This is a genomic window from Psychrobacter sp. DD43, assembly GCF_904846555.1.
Taxonomy (GTDB): Bacteria; Pseudomonadota; Gammaproteobacteria; order Pseudomonadales; family Moraxellaceae; genus Psychrobacter; species Psychrobacter cryohalolentis.
This window is the reverse complement of the sequence record NZ_CAJHBE010000001.1, coordinates 1-25,011: the sequence shown is the minus strand read 5'-3', so window position 1 is coordinate 25,011 and position 25,011 is coordinate 1. Positions and strand designations below refer to the sequence as shown.

At 41.8% G+C, this 25,011-nt stretch carries 17 protein-coding genes; 9 read left to right on the top strand and 8 right to left on the bottom strand.

The window, feature by feature from the left end; genetic code table 11:
• Window positions 1-39: 39 nt before the first annotated feature.
• Window positions 40-1,635: a glutamine-hydrolyzing GMP synthase gene (gene guaA / locus JMX89_RS00085; protein ID WP_201530617.1), complete on the bottom strand. Its 1,596-nt coding sequence runs from the start codon at window positions 1,633-1,635 to the stop codon at window positions 40-42.
• Window positions 1,636-1,890: 255 nt separating this feature from the next.
• On the opposite strand from guaA, the gene JMX89_RS00080 reads away from it, so the two are divergent.
• The 3 genes from JMX89_RS00080 (at window position 1,891) to JMX89_RS00070 (ending at window position 7,420) form a co-directional block, all read left to right on the top strand.
• Entirely contained in the window at window positions 1,891-3,642 is a 1,752-nt protein-coding gene (locus JMX89_RS00080) for an FAD-binding oxidoreductase (protein WP_201550408.1), read from the top strand.
• A gap of 374 nt (window positions 3,643-4,016) precedes the next feature.
• Entirely contained in the window at window positions 4,017-5,672 is a 1,656-nt protein-coding gene (locus tag JMX89_RS00075; RefSeq protein WP_201530619.1) for a glycerol-3-phosphate dehydrogenase/oxidase, read from the top strand.
• A 179-nt stretch (window positions 5,673-5,851) separates the two neighbouring features.
• Window positions 5,852-7,420 carry an FGGY-family carbohydrate kinase gene (locus JMX89_RS00070; protein ID WP_201530620.1) on the top strand — a complete coding sequence of 523 codons (1,569 nt, stop codon included), beginning with the start codon at window positions 5,852-5,854 and terminating at the stop codon, window positions 7,418-7,420.
• Between the two features lie 128 nt (window positions 7,421-7,548).
• Here the strand turns inward: JMX89_RS00070 and JMX89_RS00065 are convergent, their stop codons facing one another.
• Window positions 7,549-8,733: a MalY/PatB family protein gene (locus JMX89_RS00065; RefSeq protein WP_201550406.1), complete on the bottom strand. Its 1,185-nt coding sequence runs from the start codon at window positions 8,731-8,733 to the stop codon at window positions 7,549-7,551.
• A 181-nt stretch (window positions 8,734-8,914) separates the two neighbouring features.
• Here JMX89_RS00065 and JMX89_RS00060 point away from each other — a divergent pair, with 181 nt between their 5' ends.
• The gene (locus tag JMX89_RS00060) at window positions 8,915-9,412 is read left to right on the top strand and encodes a cupin domain-containing protein (protein ID WP_201550404.1); all 498 of its coding nucleotides are present in this window, start codon (window positions 8,915-8,917) and stop codon (window positions 9,410-9,412) included.
• A 246-nt stretch (window positions 9,413-9,658) separates the two neighbouring features.
• Window positions 9,659-12,652 (top strand): DEAD/DEAH box helicase, encoded by a 2,994-nt coding sequence (locus JMX89_RS00055; RefSeq protein WP_201550402.1) that lies wholly within the window; start codon window positions 9,659-9,661, stop codon window positions 12,650-12,652.
• A gap of 49 nt (window positions 12,653-12,701) precedes the next feature.
• Here the strand turns inward: JMX89_RS00055 and JMX89_RS00050 are convergent, their stop codons facing one another.
• Window positions 12,702-13,502: a crotonase/enoyl-CoA hydratase family protein gene (locus tag JMX89_RS00050; RefSeq protein ID WP_201550400.1), complete on the bottom strand. Its 801-nt coding sequence runs from the start codon at window positions 13,500-13,502 to the stop codon at window positions 12,702-12,704.
• A gap of 253 nt (window positions 13,503-13,755) precedes the next feature.
• Here JMX89_RS00050 and JMX89_RS00045 point away from each other — a divergent pair, with 253 nt between their 5' ends.
• Window positions 13,756-14,493 carry a LysE family translocator gene (locus JMX89_RS00045; RefSeq protein ID WP_201550397.1) on the top strand — a complete coding sequence of 246 codons (738 nt, stop codon included), beginning with the start codon at window positions 13,756-13,758 and terminating at the stop codon, window positions 14,491-14,493.
• A gap of 65 nt (window positions 14,494-14,558) precedes the next feature.
• Window positions 14,559-15,596 (top strand): 23S rRNA (adenine(1618)-N(6))-methyltransferase RlmF, encoded by a 1,038-nt coding sequence (gene rlmF / locus JMX89_RS00040; RefSeq protein ID WP_201550394.1) that lies wholly within the window; start codon window positions 14,559-14,561, stop codon window positions 15,594-15,596.
• Window positions 15,597-15,709: 113 nt separating this feature from the next.
• On the opposite strand, the gene JMX89_RS00035 is transcribed toward rlmF, so the two are convergent.
• The 5 genes from JMX89_RS00035 to dnaA form a co-directional block, all read right to left on the bottom strand.
• On the bottom strand, window positions 15,710-16,291 hold the full coding sequence (locus tag JMX89_RS00035; protein ID WP_201550391.1) for a manganese efflux pump MntP family protein: 582 nt from the start codon (window positions 16,289-16,291) through the stop codon (window positions 15,710-15,712).
• Between the two features lie 124 nt (window positions 16,292-16,415).
• Window positions 16,416-19,031 (bottom strand): DNA topoisomerase (ATP-hydrolyzing) subunit B, encoded by a 2,616-nt coding sequence (gyrB, locus tag JMX89_RS00030; protein WP_201550388.1) that lies wholly within the window; start codon window positions 19,029-19,031, stop codon window positions 16,416-16,418.
• Window positions 19,032-19,530: 499 nt separating this feature from the next.
• A complete protein-coding gene (gene recF / locus JMX89_RS00025; protein WP_201530629.1) occupies window positions 19,531-20,739 on the bottom strand; it encodes a DNA replication/repair protein RecF in 1,209 nt (402 codons plus the stop codon).
• Between the two features lie 166 nt (window positions 20,740-20,905).
• On the bottom strand, window positions 20,906-22,081 hold the full coding sequence (gene dnaN, locus JMX89_RS00020; protein ID WP_201550385.1) for a DNA polymerase III subunit beta: 1,176 nt from the start codon (window positions 22,079-22,081) through the stop codon (window positions 20,906-20,908).
• A 160-nt stretch (window positions 22,082-22,241) separates the two neighbouring features.
• Window positions 22,242-23,687, bottom strand: coding sequence for a chromosomal replication initiator protein DnaA (dnaA, locus tag JMX89_RS00015; protein ID WP_201550382.1), 1,446 nt, complete (start codon window positions 23,685-23,687; stop codon window positions 22,242-22,244).
• A gap of 656 nt (window positions 23,688-24,343) precedes the next feature.
• On the opposite strand from dnaA, the gene rpmH reads away from it, so the two are divergent.
• Together rpmH and rnpA are read left to right on the top strand one after the other, a co-directional pair.
• Entirely contained in the window at window positions 24,344-24,478 is a 135-nt protein-coding gene (gene rpmH / locus JMX89_RS00010; RefSeq protein WP_007394757.1) for a 50S ribosomal protein L34, read from the top strand.
• Window positions 24,479-24,664: 186 nt separating this feature from the next.
• The coding region (gene rnpA, locus JMX89_RS00005; protein WP_201550379.1) for a ribonuclease P protein component at window positions 24,665-25,011 on the top strand (347 nt) is incomplete at its 3' end.

Sequence of the window (25,011 nt, the reverse complement as noted above, 5' to 3'; positions counted from 1 at the left end):
TGAGTGTTTCTTTACATCAGCTAAAAAATAAATAGGATATTATTCCCACTCAATCGTCGCTGGTGGCTTGCTCGATACATCATAAGTCACGCGTGATACTTCCGCGATTTCATTCATAATACGATTCGATACCGTTTCAATCAGATCATACGGCAGATGAGCAAAGCGTGCGGTCATAAAGTCAACAGTTTCAACGGCACGTAGCGCAATCACCCACGCATAACGGCGACCATCACCGACCACGCCGACCGATTTGATCGGTTGGAATACCGCAAATGCTTGCGCGGTCTTCTCATACCAGCCTGAGCGTTCTAACTCTTCCATAAATATCGCGTCAGCAGAGCGTAGGATATCAGCAAATTCTTTGGTGACTTCGCCCAAAATACGCACGCCCAAACCCGGTCCTGGGAACGGATGGCGGTTAATCATTTTAGCTGGTAAACCTAAGGTAATACCCAATTTACGCACTTCATCTTTAAACAAATCACGTAACGGCTCAACCAATTCAAACGCCAAATCATCGGGCAAACCGCCAACATTATGATGGCTCTTAATGACGTGGGCTTTACCTTGATGCGACTTCGCTGATTCAATCACGTCTGGATAAATCGTGCCTTGCGCTAAGAATTCGATGACTTTACCATCGCTCTGCTCGCTGACTTCACGGGCACTATTAGCAAATACATCGATAAAGGTTTTACCGATGATTTTACGCTTGGCTTCAGGATCAGACTCGCCAGCCAATGCCGTTAAGAATAACTCTTCAGCATCGACACGAATGACTTTTACGCCCATGTTTTCAGCGAAGATTTGCATCACTTGGTCGCCTTCGTGTAGACGCAAGAGACCCGTATCGACAAATACACACGTTAATTGGTCGCCAATGGCTTTATGCAACAATGCTGCGACGACTGAGCTATCTACGCCACCTGAAAGACCTAGTAACACTTGCTTATCACCGATTTGCTTTTTGAGTTGCTCAATACGCATATCGATGATGTTATCAGGCGTCCAGCTACCCGCGCAGTCACAGATTTGATGGACAAAACGTCCTAGCAATGCCTGACCTTGTGCGGTATGCGTCACTTCAGGATGGAACTGCAAACCATAATAATGGCGCGAATCATCTGCCATGATCGCAATCGGGCAGCTTGGCGTGCTGGCAACGATATCGAAGCCTTGTGGGGCATCGACCACTTTATCGCCATGACTCATCCAGACATTTAGCTTCGCTGCTGCGTCTTCGATACCATCAGTCAGCGTTGATTTGCCATCGATATTGATGGTTGCTGCGCCAAATTCATGGATATCACTGGCGTGAACTTTACCACCGAAACGCTCTGCCATCGCTTGCATACCATAGCAGATACCTAATACTGGTACGCCTAGATCAAATACAGCATCGTTGATGCGTGGGCTGTCATCTGCGTGGACGCTCTCAGGACCACCAGATAAGATAACGCCTTTTGCGCCAAAATCGATGATGCGCTGAGTGTCGATATCATAAGGGAACATCTCACAGAATACACCTGAATCACGGACACGGCGGGCGATAAGCTGGCTGTACTGTGAGCCAAAATCGAGAATTAAGATGCGATCTTCTTTAATAGTAGGAACGTTGGCAGCAGTTGTCATAACGTAGTGTCCATCAATAAATAAATTGGTGCGCTATTTTAACAAGTTTCACGAATGTAGTGGCGGTTAGATATACGTTTATTATTGTCTATTTTTTAATGATTCTACTAATGTTTAGCATATATCAAATAATCAGATCATTTGTGATATGCTAATTCGATAAAAAAAATATCCTCATTGCCTGATTATGGACAATGAGATAGCCACAGTAGCGACACTCAAACCGTGATTATAAATAGATAGGTTAAATTTACTATGAGCAAAATTAAATCCTTTATGCGTAAAACGTCTAAAACTGCCTCTATCTCAACGACCTCTCCTATTGATAATACCAGTTTAGATACGCTCTCAAAAATAGATACGTCCGTCACTACACCTGTCAACACACCTATAGAACAGACGCGCTGGAATGGTTGGGGCAATATCAGTATCAATAAAAAAGTCTCGCCACATGGGGCAAAACTGATCAAGTCACACATTGGTAAAACTAAAAAACTGTCTTCTGTCAGCTTACAAAAGGTGCTCAAAACCGTTCCAAAATCACGCTTACCTGCTGCTATGATTGAGCTTGATACTGTATCTGTCGATAACGAAGTAAGACTCAGACACGCCCGTGGTCAGAGCTTTCCGGATTGGATAGCCATGCACGGCGGCGACTTTGAGGTCTTTCCTGATGGCGTGGCGCATCCGCAATCAACCGCTGATGTCGAAACCTTATTAAAACTAGCAAGCGAGTACGACCTGATCGTCATTCCTTTTGGCGGTGGTACCTCAGTCGCTGGTCATATCAATCCGCAAAAGGGTTCACGCCCTGTATTGACTATCGCTATGAGTAGGATGGATCAGCTGATTGACTTGGATATAGAGAGCCAAATTGCTACTTTTGGCGCAGGGACACAAGGTCCAGCAGTCGAGGCACAATTAAATGCCCACGGTTACCGTTTAGGACATTATCCGCAGTCATGGGAATTATCGACGCTTGGCGGCTGGATTGCAGCACGCTCTAGCGGTCAGCAGTCATTGGGTTACGGACGTATCGAGCAGATGTTTGCTGGTGGTACTTTGGTCACGCCTCTAGGGGTACTCAATATCGCTGATATTCCAGCGTCAGCAGCAGGGCCTGATCTGCGTGAAATGATGATGGGCACTGAAGGTCGCGCCGGTATTTTTACCGAAGTCAAAATGCGCGTGCAGTCGCAACCGGAAGAAGAGCTATTCAAAGTGGTATTTTTGCCAAATTGGGAAGCGGGTAAAGAAGTGCTTAGACAAGCCGTGCAGAGTAATATTCGCTTATCCATGCTACGCCTAAGCAATGCGGTCGAGACTGATACTCATCTACATTTAGGCACGACGCCCAGTCAATTTTTGGCAATCAACACCTATCTAAAAGCTCGCGGATTAGGTTCACAAAAAGTCATGCTGACTTATGGGGTAACAGGCGATAAAGCACAGAATGCGCTGGCACTGACGCAGTTTAAAAATCTGTTAAAGCAGCATGGTGGTATCAGCGGCAAGCTTGCCAATCTGATGGGCAATATCTGGGCACACGGGCGTTTTAAATTTCCATATTTGCGCGGTACTTTATGGGAGAAAGGCATCATGGTCGATACCTTTGAGACCGCGACCAATTGGTATAATATCGACGAGCAAATGCAGCAGATGCAAGCAGCGGTGCAAACTGCACTGGCAGACGAAGGCGAAGCCGTGATGGCTTTTACTCATATCTCACATGTTTATAAGCAAGGTGCTAGCCTTTATACCACCTATTTCTTTAGAGCGGCACAAGATCACGCCAGTACCTTAAGTCGCTGGCAAAAAATCAAGCATGCTGCCAGCTCAAGTCTGGCAAATGGTAAAGCGACAATATCGCACCAGCATGGTGTCGGTCGTGACCATGCCCCTTACCTCACTGCTGAAAAGGGTAAGCTAGGTATTCAGGTTACCCGTGATATGCTTAAAAGTCTGGACCCTGAGCAGCGTATGAATCCGGGTGTTTTGATTGAATAATAACTTTATTCAAAAACCTTGTTTATAGTTATAGTGAGTTCAGTATTAAAGCGATACAGTAGGACTGGGATGAATTTTACGCAGCCTCTGTCAGCGTAGTCACAGCACGCCAGAAAAATTTATACCAGTACTGCGTTGGAACATAACGTGTCTGTTTTATTTGGAATTGACTATAGTTTGGTTTAAGAGCGTTACAGCGCGGCTGGCATTGATTTTTCGCAGCCTCTGTCGGCGTAGGCACAGCACGCAAGGAAAATTAATACCAGTCGCGCATTATAATATAGTGTATTTATTTTATTTAGTAACGACTATGAATTAGATTATTTGGATAACATACATAGTTGAAATTAAGTAACAATTAAAATGAGTCGTCTATGAACCGAGCTAATCAATATCAACAACGCCAGCAAGCATTAGCACCACTGTCTCGTTCTGAACCATGGGATATGCTCATTATCGGTGGCGGGATCACTGGTGCTGGTATTGCTCGCGAAGCAGCAAGACGCGGCTTAGCAGTACTATTAATTGAGCAAAAAGACTTCGCTTGGGGCACCTCCAGCCGCTCAAGCAAAATGGTACATGGCGGGCTACGTTACATTGCCTCGGGCGATTTCAAGACGACACTGCACAGCGTACGCGAGCGTGAACGCATGCTGAATGAAGCAAGTGGCCTCGTTAATGAGATGCACTATGTCATGCCCCATTACAAAGGCAAGTTTCCACCGCCATGGATATTTAATAATCTACTTAGGGTATATGATAAGCTCGCGGGTAAGCACTACTTTAAGTACTTTAAAAAAGACGCCTTTCTTAGCCTTAACCCTCATATTAAACAAGATAAGTTTTTGGGTGCCAGTCAATTTAGTGATGCCGTGACCGATGACTCACGGCTCGTGATGCGGGTATTGGACGAAGCTATTCATGATGGCGCGCACGCGATTAACTATCTTAAAGCAGAATCACTCATAACCACTGAACAAGGCTTAGTGGTGGGGGCTACTCTAAAAGACACCTCTCCCCAACATAGCACCCATACTTACGACGTTCAGGCCAAAGTCGTGGTCAGTGCCACGGGCGCTTGGGCAGATACGTTACGGATGCAAGCCAGTCAGCAAACGGAACAAACCTTTCATAAGCAAATTCGTCCATCGCGTGGCAGTCATTTGGTAGTCAGTCAAGAGCGCCTACCGCTCAATCAAGCCTATACCTTTTTGCATCCTGTCGATAAAAGAGCAATCTTTGTCTTTCCGTGGGAGAACCGAACCGTTCTTGGTACTACTGATTTGGACCATCCACCCTTAGATGATACAGAAGTCGGCATTACCAATGCCGAGGTGGACTATCTGTTGACCGCGACCAATGATCTTTTTGATGATGTAGATATTAGCCGCAAGGATGTCATCAGCTCATGGGCAGGCGTGCGTCCACTGATTTCTGATGGCAATGATGGTAAGCGCGTCAGTCCTAGTAAGGAAAAACGCGATCATAGCGTCTGGTTGGATAATAATCTGGTCACTGTAAGCGGTGGCAAATTAACCACCTTTCGCCTAATCGCCCTTGATGTACTAAAAGTCTGTCAAAAGGTACTCGAACTCGATGAATCAGCTACTCAAGATAATGTATTATATAGCAGCCAAGTTTTTAGCAAGCAAACCTCAACCAACCCTAAATTTACTGCCCTGCCGCTACCATTACAACAGCGCTTAAAAGGTTTTTATGGCCTACAGCTCGATACTTTGCTAGAGCTGGCTCATGACGATGACTTGGCTTATGTGACTGATAGCAATACCATTTGGGCGGAGATTCGCTTTGCTGCTCGCTATGAGCAGGTTATTCATTTGGATGATTTATTACTACGACGCACGCGCTTGGGTCTTATATTGCCCAATGGTGCGATGACCCCGCTAATCAGTCAGCGAGTCAAGCAAATATGTCAGCAGGAGCTAGGCTGGGATGAGCAAAAATGGCAGCAAGAGTCTGACCGTTATCAAGCCTTATGGCAACGCTACTATTATCTGCCTGCGGCTTAGCGCTTTTTTATATCCTAATTTATCTATACTAAACTCATTGTTGAAAAGATATGGCGGAACTGGGTTAATTTTTTCAGCCTCTGTCGGCGTAGGCACAGCACGCAAGGAAAATTAATACCCGTTCCGCTTTATACTCTAAGTTAGCTTCAATCTATATTCCCACATAGTTAAGGATGACTATGACCGACAACTTTGATGCGCCTATTTATTTCTTAGCTATCGACAATGGCACCCAAAGCGTTAGAGCGCTTATCTTTGATCAATTCGGCACCGAGATAGCCAAAGCACGCGTCCCTATCGAGCCGTATTTTTCTGAGCAGCCTAGTTTTGCCGAGCAACATGCTGACTACTATTGGCAAAAATTAAGCGAGGCCTGTCAGCAGTTGTGGCAAAATTGCGATATCACGCCAGCGCAAATTGCCGGTGTTAGCCTAGCCACCCAGCGCTATACCATGATATGTTTGGACAAGGATAAACAACCGCTACGCCCAGCCATTGTGTGGATGGATTTGCGTCGCGGCGAGAACAATGACATAGGCTTTCTAGGTCCACTCACCAAAGTCATCGGTATGGGCGAGCTGGTACAAGAGGCGCAGCAAAAAGCACGCTGTAATTGGCTTGCGCATCATGAACCAGAAATTTGGGAGAAAACAGCCTATTATGTCAATTTATCCGCGTACCTCACCTATCAGCTCACAGGCGAGATTGCCGACTCTACTGGTCATGCCTTAGGCTATCTGCCTTACGATTACAAAACGCAAGCATGGTTTAAGCCAAACAACATCAAATGGCGACTGTTCAGTTGCCGGATAGAGCAAATGCCCAAACTTATACCACCTGGGCAGCAGCTCGGTAGTATTACTGCTAAAGCTGCCGCCGCTACTGGTATTCTTGAAGGCACACCAATGATTGCTGCCGCCAGTGATAAAGCTTGCGAAGCGTTGGGTTCCGCCGGACTTGCCGCCGATACCGCCTGCTTAAGCTTTGGCACTACTGCGACTATTAATACCACGTCGAGCCATTATATTGAGATACTCAAGCACATGCCCGCTTATACCGCCGCCGCGCCAAATTACTACAATCATGAGTATATGATTTATCGCGGCTTTTGGATGGTCAGCTGGTTTAAGGAGCAATTTGCCCAGTATGAAGAGCAACTGGCAAAAACGCAGGGTGTTGATACTGAAAAACTACTCGACAAGGCAGTCAAAGACATTCCAGCAGGCTGTATGGGTTTGATGATGCAGCCGTACTGGTCGCCCGGTGTTCGTCATCCGGGTCTTGAAGGCAAAGGTGCGCTTATTGGTTTTGGTGATGTACATACGCGAGCGCATGTCTACCGCGCTATTTTAGAAGGGCTGGCTTATGAGCTAAAGCTTGGTTTTGATACCATTGAGAAGCGTACAGGCAAAGCCATTAAACACCTGCGTGTGTCTGGCGGTGGCTCCCAAAGCGACTCCGCCATGCAGCTAACGGCAGATATCTTCGGTATGCCCGCCTATCGACCGCATACTTATGAAGCCTCAGGCTTAGGCGCTGCCATCAACTGTGCGGTGGGACTTGGCGTTTATCCTGACCATTTAACCGCAACTCAGGCCATGACCCATTTGGGTGATGGGTTCTTACCTATCGAAGCCAATGTCCAGCTCTACAAACGTCTTTATAATGAGGTTTATCTCAAAATGTATGAGCGCTTAAAGCCTTTATATCAAAGCATTCAAGATATTACGGGTTATCCAGCTAAGTAATATAGTCAGTTCGATATAAAAGAGGCATGTTAAAAATAGCGTTATGTTGGGATAAACTTTCCTCGCTTGCTGTGCCCTTTGCACTCCAGAGGCTTCGCAAAATTTATCCCAGCAGCACTGTATTCTTTTTAAATTGAATCGACTATATTAAAAACATCGCTATTTAATGCTGTTTGCATACGGTTTAGCCCTTCTATCAGCAGCGCTCTAGGACAAGCCACATTAAGGCGCATTTTAAGATGGCCTTCATCACCATATTTAATCCCTGCACTCAGCTCAACCTTAGCAGCTCTCAATTTGTCATAAAGCATTTGATCGTCTTGCGCATATGCCGAACAATCCAGCCAAATCAAATACGAAGCTTCTGGACGCATCACCTTAATCTTAGGTAAATGCTCTTCTAAAAATTGTAGCGTTAAGTCAATATTGGCTTCAATATAAGTCAGCGCCTGCGCCAACCACTCACCACCTTGCTCATAAGCACTACGCATCGCCGTATAAGCGAATAAATTTAGCTCATGCTCGTCACTCAAACGCTGCTGCTGGTTAATTTTACTCAGTAATCCGCTGTCTTTAGCAAATATCATCGAGCCTTTGATACCGGCAATATTAAAGGTTTTGGTCATCGAAGTTAGGCTGACTACTTTGTGCTCGTAGCCTGTTGCTAGGGTTAAAAAAGGCGTAAATGTATACCCACTCAAAGTTAAATCTTGATGAATCTCATCACTCACAATGGCCACATCGTGCTTCTTGCAAATACAAAGCAGCGCTTCAAGTTCATCCGCCGTCCATACCCGCCCGCCCGGATTATGCGGATTACAGAACAAATATAGCTTAACTTTATGCTCGATAATTTTGGCTTCGATATCAGCTAAATCCAGATGATATTTACCATCTATTTCCTTTAATGCAGAGGTCACCAGCTTACGACCATTGTCCAAAACCTTGGTCATAAAAGGCGTATAGATAGGGTCATTAATGAGTACCGCATCCCCTGCCTCGGTAAATACTTTCATCATCAGCGCTAGGCTTGGGACGACACCTGGTGAGAACAAAATATTTTCTTTAGCAAGCGCCAACTCATAGCGACTACCATGCCAATCAATGATCGCGTCATACAGTGCCTCGGTGGGTTTGGTATAGCCCAATATGCCATGCTGCACGGCTTGCTCAATCGCGTTTAAGATAGGCGGCGCGGCCTTAAAATCCATATCCGCCACCCACAGCGGAATCGTATCATCGGTATAGTGCCATTTGAGCGACCCCGTATCCCGTCTATCGATGACTTCATCAAAGTTATACAACACCCGCACCCTCCTTTATTTAAAAATGATGGTTCAGGGTACAACATGAATGGCGTCATCAACAATCGCTTTATGAAGGATATATTAAGTCGCTATATGATTATCAAAATCACGCCTATTTCGTCCTTTTTAAAACCTGATACTATTGGCTAATAGTGGTATACACTCAAAGCATCAATCAAGGAGACAGATGATGACGACACTAGACCAACAGCCACATAAGGATACGCAAGCATACGTCTTGACGAAATCCGATATCGATAACACGCCTGAGACTAAGCACGTCCATCAGTTCAATCAGCACGCCATTCGCCATACCGTTTCGCTCAGCGACATCGTCGGTCTGACCAAATTTGGCTTGCACCTTGTGCGCGTTGAGGCAGGCGATGAGACAACGACGCATCACTATCATGAGGAGTCAGATGAGTTCATTTATGTACTGTCAGGCGAGCTGTCACTTCGCTACGGCAATGAGCATTATCAGCTGAGTGCTGGAGATTTTGTCGGTTTTCCTGCTCATGGCGCGGCGCACTCGATGCGCAATGAGAGCGATACCGATGCCACTTACTTGATGGGCGGCAGCCGACCACCGATTGACATTACCCTGTATCCAGAGATCAATCGCAAGATGTATACGATCCATGGTAAAAAGGAGTATGTGAATATGGAAGATTTGGGCGAGGTTTAAACTGTGTAGTGATGAAAAGTAGCCAATCCTGCCATCTACTATTGTCAGGGCTAAAACTGTTTTTAGGGCAACTTTAATAAATATATTAAGATTTTTCTCAATCATTTTATGCTAAATTAGCAAACAAATACTTATTATTTTAATTGGTAGTCAAATTATTTATATTATGATAAATCTACTTCACTAAAATACAAGTCAAATTAAATTGCTTCTATCTAAGTTAGTAAATATTAAAAAGGATATCCTGTGAACACTGATGTCAAATGTAAAGAAGTTGGTGAAAACTGCATTTACTGGCAGCCAATTAATCAATCTAATCAGAGTTACAAAGACGTAATACATTCTTGGAAAATTATTTTTTTTGCTTTCAAGGAAGAGGATCTTAGCACTGGAGTTGAAGGGCTAAGACCTCCACAAATAGGAGCAATCCATGCAGGTTTAGGATATGAAAAGTCCGATCATAATGAATCTGCAACTATTGTCATGCCGACAGGTACTGGTAAAACTGAAACAATCTTATCGTTAGTAGTGGCTGGAAAGTTCCCTTTAACTTTAGTTATAGTGCCTTCAGATGCGCTACGTACTCAAATTAAAAACAAATTTTTGAACCTTGGTCTTTTGCGAAAGCTAGAGTTAGTTGATGATAAGTTTGAAAATCCCCACGTCGCTACAATAACGCATGGCGTTAAAAGGCTTCAGGAAATTGATGAATTATTAAATTCTAACGTTATCATAGCAACGCCATCTGTATTTTCTAACTTTTCCGCTAGTTGCCTAGCTACTCTATTGAATGCATGTACACATCTTATTGTTGATGAAGCACATCATATAGCAGCAAAAACATGGACTAATATAAAAACGTATTTTTTAGATAAAAAAGTTTTTCAGTTTACTGCCACACCTTTTAGATCCGATGGTATTAGAGTGGAAGGCAGGATTATTTTCGATTATTCCCTTAAAAAGGCTCAATTAGATGGTTACTTTCAAGAAATTGATTTTCATTCAGTAAAGGAATTTACTCAGGAAAAATCCGACAAAGCCATTTCTGAAAAAGCAATCAAAATCCTTAGAGATGATATTAGCTTAGGCTTTGACCATATGGTTATGGCTAGAGCATCTTCTATAAAAAGAGCGAAAGAGATTTTCAAATTATATGAGAGTGAAACAGACCTATATCCAGTATTAATAAATAGTAAGACAAAAAATAGTAAGACAAAATTAGAAGCTATCAAAAACGGAAGTCACAAGATAATTGTTTGCGTAGATATGCTAGGTGAAGGTTTCGACCTTGCTAACTTAAAAATATCTGCCATGCATGATGTTCATAAAAGTATAAATATAACTCTTCAATTTATAGGTAGATTTACGAGAACAAATAACAAACTAGGCAATGCTAAGTTCATAGCTAATATCGCTAATACTGGGGTTAGTAAAGAACTTGCAAAATTGTATGTAGAAGATTCTGATTGGAATAACATTATCAGCGAGGTAAGTTTAAACAAAATTAAAGATGAGAAAATGTATCAAGAATTTAAAGAAAAATTTTCAGAATCAACAAATATTTTTAATTTAGGCTTAGTACCTAATATGAGTACGACCATATACAGATTAGCTTCGAAATCATGGAATCCTCAAAACATTTTCTCGCTAGGAGAGAAACATTTTAAAATATTTGAACATACTGTCAATGATGAGAACGATACTATTATCTTTAGTACAAAGACCTATGTCCCTGTAGGCTGGACTAAATCTAAAGAGTTGTTTGACGAAATTTGGGACTTGTATGTCCTATATTATGACAAAGAAAATAGCCTACTATTTTTTCATACTTCTAATAAAGGCACTTTAAATAGATATATAGTCAAGTCGATTGCTAATAAAGCAATTCAAGTCAGAGGGGAACCGATATTTAGAGCACTATACGGACTTAGACGTTTGCGCCTACAAAATGTAGGCCTTAACAAAAATAAAAAAGGGGTTCGCTACACTATGCATACTGGTAGAGATATAGCTGAACAAATACCTGATATCGAAGCACAGAGAGCTGTAAAATCGAATATTTTTGGCAAAGGTTTTGAGAACGGTGAGGAAACTAGTATTGGTTGTTCATATAAAGGTAAAATTTGGGCAATGGATAGCGACTCTATAGATAAATGGTTTACATGGTGTAAGAATGTTGGTAAGAAAATTCTTGATGAAAGTATAGATCCTAATCATGTGCTTAAAACTGCTATGCGCAATACTACTCTTTCAAGTTTCCCTCATTTGCCTATAATTTCTATAGATTGGCCAGTAGAACTACTTCGAAAGAACGAAGAAACAATAATTATAGGAAATACTGATTGGAGTGAAAAATTAGTAAACTGCGAATTAAATTCAGCTTTACTACCTGCTCCTGATGGTAAAGAAATTTCTATCTACCTTTGCACACCTGAAAATAGAAGCGAAATAAAGTTTTCATTAAATAATGATGAAGCGAAGTTTGAGTCTTCAGATGATCTATATATTCAGTTTGGTAAGACACCTATATTACTCAATGATTTCTTTTCTGAACATCCACCAACATTATTATTGGTAGATACATCTTACATTGAGGGTGACCAACATTATTACCCCAATGAACAATACGCATATCTATATGATAAAAATAAGATAAAAATCTGGAATTGGGAGGGCGTAGATATATCTACAGAGTCTCAAAAAGTACAAAAGATTCGTAGCTCTATTCAATACAATACTATAGAAAAGATAAAAGGTTCTTACGACTTAGTTTTTGATGACGATGGCAGTGGTGAAATTGCAGATATCGTTGCTATTAAAAATGACAATGATAGAGTGCTTTACATTGACTTTTTTCACTTAAAATATTGTTCAAAAAACAAGGAAGGTCTATCAAATCCTGGGGCCAGAGTTGATGATGTTTATCAAGTAGCAGGTCAAGCAGCGAAAAGTATCAAGTGGATTAGTGATGTAGATAAGCTTATATCTAGACTAATTTATCGTGAAACTCAGAGGTTAGCGAAAGATGAACTTTCTCGAATAGATAAAGGTGATCTAGAATACTTATTTTATTTGCAGAAGGTCGCAAAGCTAGCATATTATGAATTTAATATGACAATTATCCAACCAGCAATCTCAAAAAGTAAAGTTTCAGACGAACAGCTTATAATTTTGGGTAATGCTGAGACATACATTAATGAAATTACTGGAATAAAGCTTAATGTTATTTCAAGTGCTTAATTGGCATTATAAAAATAATATATTTACTTCTTGATAAATCAAAAGTAGGTTAACGCCCCTTAAACTCAGCTTCCCTTCTCTCAACCATCGCCATCACGCCCTCTTTCGCATCTTCTGAATGAAAGAGCGGCGGCAGATAGCTATGGATATTGGCCAGTGCCGTCGCTGCTCCATTGCGGCTCGCATCTTGTGCGGATGATAGCGCGCCTCTTACCCCTAATGGCGCGGCTTTACAGATTTCTTGTGCCAGCGTTAATGCGCGCTCGTATTCAGACCCATTTGCCACCACTTCACTGACCAAGTTCAGCCGATCAGCCGTTTGCGCATCGAATGCTTTACCCGTGAGTAGATATGGCATGGCTTTTTGCCAGCCTGCCGCCGCGACAAACCGTACCGTCGCCCCGCCAAACGGCATGATGCCGCGCTGGACTTCCATTTGGGCAAAGTTACAGTTATCACTGGCGATGACCACGTCACTATTGAGCATCAGCTCGATAGCCACGGTAAAGCAAGTCCCTTTGACCGCCACCACCACAGGTTTGGTACGTAAGCGTCCGCTAATGCCCCACGGGTCAATTTGGTTGTCATCAAATTCAAACACACCGTCGTTTAGCTTGTCTTGCAGCTCGACCAGATCAAGCCCAGCGGTGAAGTGATCGCCATGCGCAAAGATGAGCGCGCAGCGTAAATTGTCATCGTCTTCATATTGGGTCAGTGCGTCAGATAACTGCGTAATCATATGACTGTCAAAGGCATTGCGTTTGTTGGCACGGTTTAGCCCAATCAGGCAGATATAACCGTCAGTGTCATAAGTGATGCGCTTGTCTTGAGTATTACTGTCCGTCGTCATGGTGCTGTCCTTGTCGAAGTAATTTTTTATGAAGTCAGTGATTATATCGTCGAGTCTTGATGGTTGAATCTTGATCGTTTATTTATAGCGGTTTGTCGATAAACCTGCTTTTCATCCACCTTTTAATATAGACACCATATAGCGATAACACAAGCGATAGCAATGACTCGAATGGCGCGATAATAGATAAAAGTTGACCTCATTTACGATAAGTGCAACTATGATTCAGACTGGATAGGGTACAGAGGGTTTTATGGAGTTTTGGCACGGATTTTTGCTAATCACGAGCGTTCACTTGCTGGCCGCCGCCTCACCAGGGCCTGACTTTGTCTTGGTCTCGCAGCAGACCTTAGCCAAAGGTCGACGTACTGGTTTGATTTGTAGCCTTGGTATTACTTTGGGTCTTGCCGTACACATCATTTATTCGGTGCTAGGACTGGCAACGGTCATCGCCCATTCGCAGCCACTACTCACTGCTATTAAATGGTTGGGCGGCAGTTATCTTATTTATCTAGGATGGCAAGGTATTCAAGCCAAACCGAAAAAAACATCAGAATTAGCAAATCCAGTAGAGCTAATAGATTCAGGTGCTCACGTTTCACAAGATATGCTTATTAAGCAAATGACTTCTACCAATGATGCCGAGCTTTCTGATAAAGCCATTTCTAATAAAAAACTGCCTACTGATATTGAATCGACCACTGCCATTTTACGCCGTGGCTTTTTTTGTAATGTGTTTAATCCAAAAGCACCAGTATATTTCGTCGCGATATTTACACTCGTACTCTCACCCGATATACCGCTGTGGCAACTGGCTATTTATGGCGTATGGATGATGGTCTTGCAGATGGCATGGTTTAGTACCGTGGTGATGTTACTGTCTATTCCTGCCGTTCATCGTCGCTTTCAGCGTTTTGAACATTGGATCGACCGCGTATTGGGTACAGCGATGATAATATTGGGATTAAATCTTATTTTACGTAGTCGATAAGACGCTAGTGACTCGTGAAATCTGCTAAAATGGTGCATTATATTCAAACATCAAAGCCCGATACTATGACCAGTAAGCCTATAAACCGTCGCCCGACCGCCAATAATCACAGAAACCGCTCGCCTGAGACTGCCAAAAAATTAGGGCAGCTGCATCCGCGCAATCCGCACCAAGGTCGTTATGACTTTGTATCATTGACTCGTGCCTTACCAGAGCTTGCCAAGCACACCATTACCAATCCTAAAGGTGAGTCGACGATTAACTTCTCCGATCATCAAGCGGTACGAGTGCTCAATCAGGCACTACTAGCAAATTATTATGGCGTGAAATTTTGGGATATTCCTGAAGGTTATCTCTGCCCACCGATCCCTGGTCGTGCCGACTATATCCATTATATCGCTGACCTGCTCGCGCAAACCACGCATGTGAATAAAGACAATACACCGCCAACTGGCAAAGAAATCCACGCCCTAGATATTGGCACGGGTGCCAGTGCAATTTATCCCATTATTGGTAGTCAAAGCTACGGCTGGCGCTTTACTGCCTCTGATATCGACCCTATTTCGGTCAATACCGCCGCGCTGATTTGTGAAACCAATCCAAAGCTAAAAAGTGCTGTTAAAGTCAAACTACAGACCGAACCTAAATTTATTTTTAAAAATATCATCGGTCGCCAAGATTACTTTGATGTGGTGGTATGTAATCCCCCGTTCCATGCCTCATTAGAAGAAGCGATGGAAGCCAATAGCCGTAAGCAGCATAATTTACAACGACATCGCGGTAAGAATGAGAATGAACAAATCAGCCGTAGCTCAACAAAGTCTGGCAATGCCGCACAAAACCTAAACTTTGGTGGTCAGCATAAAGAGCTGTGGTCTGAGGGCGGCGAGATTACCTTTTTAACCAAGATGGCAAAAGAGAGTCAAGATTTCGCTGAGCATGTTGGCTGGTTTACGACACTGGTATCTAAGTCAGAAAACGTAAAACCTCTGCAATTGCTGTTAAAACAACTTGGTGTCGCCCAAATGCGTATCATCGAGATGAGTCAAGGTCAAAAAAGTACTCGTATACTTGCATGGCGTTTTAATACTGATGAAGAGTAAATAATAATTAAGATTATAAATAACTATAGTTTCACGTGAAACAAAAAAGCACCCCTTTGATCATCAAAGGGGTGCTTTTTATTGTAGAGAATTAATCCAAATAATAGTGCTTATTAACGGATAAACATAACCTTTATACCAATGGCTATCAATACCAATCCACCAAGTATCTCAGCTTTATCCTCAAGCCACGTTCCCGAAGATTTACCTAAATAGATACCAAAAAAGCCAAATCCAGCGGTAACAATAGCGATGATGGAGCACGCTAACCACGCATTAAGTGCCAGTAAATTTAAAGTAAATCCTGCTGCCATGGCATCAATACTGGTGGCAATAGCCAATGTGAACATCATGCGATGATTGATTTTTTCTTGCATATTTCTATCAAAACTGTCTTCTAATACCGCTTCAATCTCACCATTAAAAGCTTCATATAACATCTTAGCGCCAAGTAAAATCAAGATACCACCGCCAATCCACGGGGCAGCAGTCGCCAACCAGCCTAGCAATACTGCACCCAATAAATACCCTATCAGTGGCATTAAGCCTTGTGCGATACCAAAATACAGTGCTGCATAAACCGCTAAACGTAAAACATAAGCGGACGATTGTTTTTGGGACTTAGCGCCTAAACCAATTGATACCGCAAATGCATCCATTGCCAATGCTATAGCAAGTAAAATAACTTCGATCATTTCTATATCCATTATTTAAAGCATTTATTCAATTAAGTTTCACGTGAAACAGGCTTGATATTAAAAAACTACCGCATTGGTTGCCAAAGCGGTGGTTTTTCATTGATTCACAATATTATGCCATTTAGATATCTAAATTAGAAACCGTTAACGCATTTTCTTCGATAAAGATACGACGCGGTTCAACATGATCACCCATCAAGCAGGTAAACATATGATCCGCTGCGATAGCATCTTCAATATTGACGCGCAGCATACGGCGGTTTTCAGGATCCATAGTGGTATCCCACAGCTGATCGGCATTCATCTCGCCCAATCCTTTATAGCGCTGGATCGCTAGACCACGACGCGCGTCAAGCATCATTTGCTGCCACAAATAATCGAAGTCACGTATTGGGATGTCTTTGGTTGTACCCGCTGTTGCGTCACGGCGAATAAAAGCATCTTCATCAAGCAAGGTATTCCATTCAGCTGATAAACGCAGCAGCTTAGTATACTCACCCGAATTGATAAAGCTGGCATCGAGCAAATAATGATGGGCCAACTGATGCACATAGACCGTAATACGTGGCAGCCATTGTGCTTTTGCGACTACCGCTTCAGTGTCAGAGCTATCACTTTCTTCAACGGCAACGCCAGGTTTCATACCCAGTAAATCAGCGGCAGCAGCATCCATATTTTTAGGCTGCGGTGCATGGATATTCACCAGCTCAATCTCAGGGTTTAAGTCACTACCAAAGTGCTCAAGCTGAGTCTGTAGCGTATCTTTCCATGCTTGCATTGCATCTTTATCATACGTCATATCAGTACTAAGCTTTGGCGTATGCGTTAGGGCATCCAACAAAACGGCTGGATAACGAATCTGCAAACGCGCTTTAATCAACTGCGTTTGATTATAATCGTTTAATAAAGTCTCTAGCGCTTGACCAGTAATCGCAGGGGCATCAGCACTGATATGCAGCCTAGTATTATCAATCGTTGAAGATAATAAATACGCTTTAAGTGCTTCATCGTCTTTTAAGTACAGCTCTTGACGACCTTTTTTAACTTTATATAGCGGTGGTTGTGCGATATAAATATAACCACGCTCAATCAATTCAGGCGTTTGACGGAAGAAAAAGGTCAATAGCAAAGTACGAATATGCGACCCATCAACGTCCGCATCGGTCATGATAATGATTTTATGATAGCGAACTTTATCAGGATTATATTCATCAGGACCAATACCGCAACCAAGTGCAGTAATTAGATTACCGACTTCTTGTGACGATAACATTTTATCAAAACGCGCTCGCTCAACGTTTAGGATTTTACCTTTTAAAGGCAAAATTGCTTGCGTTTTACGGCTACGACCTTGCTTGGCTGAACCGCCAGCAGAGTCCCCTTCCACGATATATAACTCTGATAATGCAGGATCTTTTTCTTGGCAATCCGCCAATTTACCCGGCAGACCTGCGATATCTAATGTGGTCTTACGACGAGTCATCTCACGCGCTTTACGAGCAGCATCACGAGCACGAGCAGCATCAATGATTTTACCGGCAATTAATTTACCAGCGCTTGGATTTTCTTGCAGATAATCATTAAACTTATCGTGCATTGCTGATTCGACGGCAGATTTTACTTCACTTGATACCAACTTATCTTTGGTTTGACTCGAAAACTTAGGATCTGGAACTTTAACAGATACGATAGCCGTTAGACCTTCACGGGCATCATCACCAGTCGCAGCCACTTTCTCTTTTTTGAAGAGATTTTCACGATCCATATAGGTATTCAAACAACGCGTGAGTGCTGAGCGGAAGCCAGATAAATGCGTGCCGCCATCGCGCTGTGGAATGTTATTGGTAAAACAAAACACTTTTTCGTTATAAGTATCTGTCCACTGCAACGCCACTTCGACACTGATACCATCATCTTGATTACTGATAAAATGGAACACATCATTGATGCCATCTTTACCAGCATTAATATAGCTGACAAACTCTGATAATCCACCTTTGTGTTCAAACTCATGACGCTTATCAATACGCTCATCAGTCAAAACAATACGTACACCTGAGTTTAAAAATGACAGCTCACGTAAACGCTTGGCTAAAATATCATATTCAAAAATAGTACCAGTAAATACGTCATTACTAGGGTAAAAACGGATTTGTGTGCCAGTTTGATCTGTCGCTTCCATTTGCTTAATATCGCCATCAGGCACACCATCAGTATAAGTCTGATGATAATGATAACCTTCACGCCAGATATTCATCTCAAGCTTTTTGGATAATGCATTAACGACTGAAACGCCAACGCCATGCAGACCGCCAGATACCTTGTAGCTGTTATCATCAAACTTACCACCAGCATGCAGTACCGTCATAATAACCTGTGCGGCAGACACCCCTTCTTCTGGATGAATGTCGACAGGGACACCGCGACCATTATCCATCACGCTGACAGATTCATCTTCGTGGATAATGATATCAATTTGATCACAATGACCAGCAAGCGCTTCATCGATAGAGTTATCCACCACCTCAAAGACCATATGATGCAAGCCGGTACCATCATCGGTATCACCAATATACATACCAGGACGCACGCGCACCGCTTCTAGTCCGCGCAGTACTCGAATGTCTTTCGAGCTGTAATCAGAGGGTAATACCTCAGGAGCGACAGCGGCGGCAATAGTCTCAACTGCGCTGTCTGACGTTAATTGCTGGTGGTCGGTAGGTAATGAGTCACTCATGTGCATTCCTTGATCTAGCCATTATCAGCTGTTTATCATCAGCTCACCACAGTGGTGATACTTAATGATGCTATCTATAATATCGTCTTGTAGTCATATTCTGTCTTTATTAAGGTTGGCCCAAGCTTTTTAGAAAATAATATAGAGGCAAAAAACCAGATTGAAAAATATGTCAGGTCTGCATACTCTATTTGATCCATACTGCGATTATTCTTAAAACTATAAAGTTTAAAAATATTGAATCAAATTCATTGTTATCAATAACTTAAGTCCTTACAACCAATAATAAAGATCCATATAAAACGGTAAGATAACTTGCTAAGAATAGGACAAAAATAAAGCTCTATTTTAGCATTTTTTTGTCTGTAAGTCACTGTTTAGGGAACGATTTCTAAGTATCAGAATGCGGTATAGAACGAGGGTAAAATATGCAAGAGGACGGGCGCTTAAGGACGTAAAATAAGGATTAATAACGCAGATATCAATACCCTAGTAAAAGCTACTGAGCTGGTAAAATACCTCCTTGTTTCATGTGAAACACTTGAGATTTTTCCCAATATTTATGTACTAAAGGTAAAATACTGTCTGTCAAACTGGTCACAAATACCTGGCATGGTAGCTGTGCTAATGTTGATAATAAAATCTCTATCGCCTTATCATCCAGCTCTGCGGTAATATCATCTAGTAATACCACTGGTGTAACACTTAATTTAGCGTCACTGTTATGTAGCTCGCTATTACTTTTAGCATTAAGCAACAATGGTAATTGTGATAAACGCAATGCCGTAATCAACAGTTTTTTCTCTCCACGAGATAAGATATTAGCCGCCTGCTCTTTCAAAATAGGCAGTTTAACAGTCGGATCCGCTGATAAAGGTGGGTTTAGATTCTCATCAGCTATCTGTCTTGAGCCTATCGAGCGCCAATGCACGTGAATATCAGCACGATGATTACCAATACGGGTATAACCCAACTGCAAATCCTGCTCTAGGCGTTCATCAAGCTGTATGTCGAGCGCTATACCAGTATCATAGCCTGCATTGTAGCTTAAGCTCAATTGTTCAGCATAAGCAGGCAATAACTGTGCAATGCTCTTAGAAAAATAAGGCTGCCAAGCTTCAAATATAGCTTGACGGTAATGATGAATCAGCGCTGCATGACTGGCCAGCCCCTTATCCCAAGCCTTAAGCTCAGCGAGCTGAACCTGAGTTAAATGACGCCGTTGCTTTAGTAAACTATTGCGCTGTTTTAGAAGACGTTGATAAGCAACCCACTGGGGGTGAAAGCCTTGTTTCATGTGAAACACTAACCAATCCAATAGCTGGCGACGACTGGCACTACCCTGCTCTAGCATGTCCATCGTTGATGGGTCTATAAGCAATGTTGGTAGCTGCTCGGTCAAGATGCTTTGGTTGTAAACAGTGGTTTGATTTAAACGCAGAATAGTCGTCGCATCTGCTTTCTTTTGGATAGCTAAGGTACGGCTGTTATTGAGCTTAGCATGTATAGTGGCAGACTCTTGATAATGTTGGATGTAGCGTTTAGGCTGATGATGACGGAAACTTTTGCCTCTTGATAACAAAAATATAGCTTCAAGTAACGAGGTTTTACCACTGCCATTAGCGCCGATAATAACATTACAAGCTGCAGGCGATAAATTGATGTGCGTTAAATTGCGCAAGTGAGAGATTTGTAGACGTTCAATCATAATACCGACAGCCGCCTATAAATCCTGCTTGTATTTTAGCAGGCAAAAGTTTAATTAAAATATAGAATTTTAAGCTTAGGAAGCTTAAATTCATCGATATGATTAGGGTTAAAATCCATAACAATTATAACTTTAAACCCTAATTATCTATCATTTAAAGAATAAATTATATGCGCATTGGCATAATAACGTACTGATGGAACTCATCATTTAACTGATTAACCAATACCGATGCATTTGACTGGCTCATATGCATTTGCAAGTCGCCTTGGATGACACCTAGCACGTCTTGTAGATAAGCAGCATTAAAGGACAACTCCATCGGCTCACCTTGATACTTGGCTTGAATCATCTCAACAGCTTCATCTTGCTCTGCATTATTGGCGCGTACTTCTACCATACCATCACTCGCAAAATTAAAGACTACTCCGCGAGACTTCTCATTACTCAAAATCGCGACACGGCGCAGCACATCCATCATTTTTTCTTGATTAAATAGAGCAAGTTTGTCCGTATTGCTTGGCATCACTCGACGATAATCAGGGAATTTACCATCAATCAGACGCGCGGTAAAAGTCACCATCAAATCCTGACTAACCTGCCCTGCACTATCCACATCACCAAATGGTAAGCTCACTTGCAGAAACTCACGACCGAAACTCAACGTGACGGCATTGTCTTTATCACCAAGCATTTTGCCCAGCTCGGTAGCCAAACGCTCAAGCTCAATTACAGCCTTACGTGGCAAGATAGCCTGCATGCTTAAATCAGCACTGACCTCAATAACACTACGTGCTAATGCCAGTCTGTGGCCATCAGTCGCAACGGTGGTTAGCTGCTGCTGTGAAACATCGAACAGCATACCGGTTAAATAATAACGGACATCTTGAATCGCCATCGCAAATTGGGTCTTATGAATCAAGTCAATAAGACGGCTACGGCTAATCGTTAATGGTGTAATATTTTCAGGATTGCCCAAACTTGGATAATCTTCGCTAGGCAATGTACCTAAGGTAAAACGACTTTTGCCACTGGTTAGTAAACAACGTTGGTTTTCTTGAGTTATCAGATTGACTTGTGCTTGAGCAGGCAAAGATTTACAGATATCTCTTAATTTAGTGGCAGGCAATGTCGTCGTACCTGCTTCAACACAAGCTCCAGCAGGCAATTTCAACGTCGATGTCAGCTCTACTTCTAAATCAGAAGCGGTCAAAACAAGCTCTGATTCAAATAGCTGTAGCTTGATATTACCCAAAATAACCATATTATGGCGTTTATCAGCAGCCTTGGCGATCAAGTTAATGGCTTTTAGTAACGACTCTCGATTAATCGATAATTGCATGCTTAGTTACTCTTATTTGATTGATTCTTTTTGTAAAAATAAAGAATATTGACTTAATATACCCTGTCTACTGACGATAATCTATTAGGAGTCTGTATACGCCCGTTTTCAACATTATAAACCATATCTATCTACTAAAATATAGTGATAGTAGAGCCTTCTAACCAGCTTGCAGCATCAAAGCTAGGGTCTTGTAATCCTTATCAAACGCTGGATCGGCGGCACGTAGCTCATTCACTTTATCACAAGCATGCATCACTGTTGTGTGGTCGCGTCCTCCAAAAGACTGCCCAATCTCAGGAAAACTCTCGCTGGTCAACTCTCGTGATAGTGCCATCGCTATTTGGCGAGGTCTAGCAATACTACGCGTACGCTTGCGACCGAGCATATCCTTAATCGTCACATCATAATATTCAGCGACCACTTTACGAATATTATCCATATTGACGGCTTGTACGCGCATGGCAACGATATCTTTTAACGCATATTGCACCATTTCAAGGGTAATAGGGGCGCCGGTTAAGTTAGCATTGGCAAATACCTGATTTAAAGCACCTTCTAGACGTCTCACATTAGAAACAACATTTTGAGCGATGAATAATGCACATTCTTTAGGAAGGCTCATTCCATAAGAGGCGGCTTTCCTTTGTAAGATTTGTACGCGCGTATCAATTTCAGGCGGATCAACTGCGACCGTTAAGCCCCAAGAAAAACGAGATCTAAAGCGCTCGTCAAATTCGGTCATCTGTGATGGATGCCGATCGGATGCCAAAATTAGCTGTTTATCACCACTAGTAAAATCTGCAAACAATGTTAAAAACTCATTACTGCTTTTAGTCTTTCCAGCTAATACATGAATATCATCTACTATTAATAAATCTACTTTTTTTATTTTCTTTTTAAAATCTTCTATTTTATTATTTCTTAATGAATAAACCAATTGATTAATAAATTTTTCAGAAGTGAAATAATAAAAAGTTTGATTATTTTTTAAATAGCGATGTGCTACAGAATGCATTAAATGGGTTTTTCCCAAACCAGAAGGTCCATATATAAACAAAGGATTGTGACGGTTTTTTGATTGACGTTTACCAAGCTCGTAGCACGCCTTATAAGCAAGATTGTTAGACTTACCTGTGACAAAGGTTTCAAAAGTAAAATCAGGATTTAAATAATTTAAGGATTTCGCATCAGCAGAGTCAACGGCTTCCGCATGACGCATATTGGCATCGATATCTGCTTTGGCATTATTATGATGAATGGTTTCAAAATCATGATTTGCAAGGGTAGGGGAGAGGTTATCTTCTGAGAATAATGATCCCGATTGCAGCGAGCTACTATCATCGATATCGCGACCAGCGTTATCAACACGTACAATAACTTCTTCAATACTTCCCTGACTATGCTTAGCAACCAGCTGCTGAATATCCTCTAAGTGGTTCTTTTTGATGTAAGTTACAAAATAATCATTAGGTGCAAGAATGATTAAGGTGTTGTTTTCTTGATGAGCTGACAATGGTCTTAACCACATGGTAAACACGTTATCTTTGACATGATAACGTAGGTCGTTTAGGCATTTATCCCAAATATTTGCTGTATCTATCATGAATATCAGTAGCCCTATAGTTCAAAGTATTAGCATTTTTTATTGTAAGAATGGATCGAATTAGGTCTAAAAAGGCGTTGAGGCTTACGTTAAACAACCTATTACAAAGTACACTAACATCTTATATCTTATAGGCGAGTAATCTACCACAAATAACCTGTGGATAAAACCTTGTTTTCTGGGGATAAGCCTGTGGATATTTTTGTGTATAAGTAATCATATTAAGTTATCCATATTCCACCCACAGGTTATACACAGGGTTACCCATAGCTTAAATTTTTGATTATAAAGGAAAATTAATACTTAACCACAGAAAAGCAGCACCCCAATAACAACAATATCTATATATATTAATCAATTAATTATTATAAGAATCAATAAAAACTGTGGATAACTTTAAAAATCATCGCCAATAATACAAATTGTTTTCAAACTAGATAATAAGATTTACAGTAGTGATTTTATCAAGTACACAGAGGATGACTAACTTCTTAGACGAGTTTTAAAAACTCATCAGCTTTCTACAAAAAGTAAAAAATCGAAGAGCGATATCACGTTGCTTTAAAACGTAGTGAATAGTTTATTGACCCACATCCTATGCAATGATATAATCCTCCGTTATTACGAATTTAGTCCATTATTTTGATAGGTGAGTTATGAAACGTACATTCCAACCAAGCGTGATCAAGCGTAAACGTACTCACGGTTTCCGTGCTCGTATGGCAACTAAAAAAGGCCGTCAGGTCTTAGCTCGTCGCCGCGCTAAAGGACGTCATCGCCTTACTGTATAATCAGTAGATTGCGATAAGCATGGCTCATAGTGCTTGTTGTGTTTCTATTATTTATAGATTGCGATAGTCAATCATCACAACTGACACTTAGCCATATATTAAAAGCGCCCACATCGGCGCTTTTTTTGTCTCTATATTTTGTTATTATTTCTACTATCGTTATCATCTCTTATACTAGGTTGTACTATGTCTAATACTCCTCCAACGACACTAAATGCTCGCTTTACTAAAGAGCAGCGTTTACTCACGCCTGCAGCCTTTCGTGAGGTCTTTGACGCGCCTGAGCGTAAGCTACATCAGAGCCATCTGATGGCGTTTGTGCGTACTAATACTCATGAGCAGCCACGAGTCGGTATGGCGATCACCAAGCGCAAAGTCCCTACGGCAGTTGCGCGAAATCTAATCAAACGTCAAATACGTGAACAGTTTCGAATAAAAGCTTCTAGTTTAGAAAATAAAGATATTGTTTTTATTGTTAAAAGTTCCGTTAAAGGCTTAAGTAATAAAGAAATAAAAATGGAAGTAATTAATAT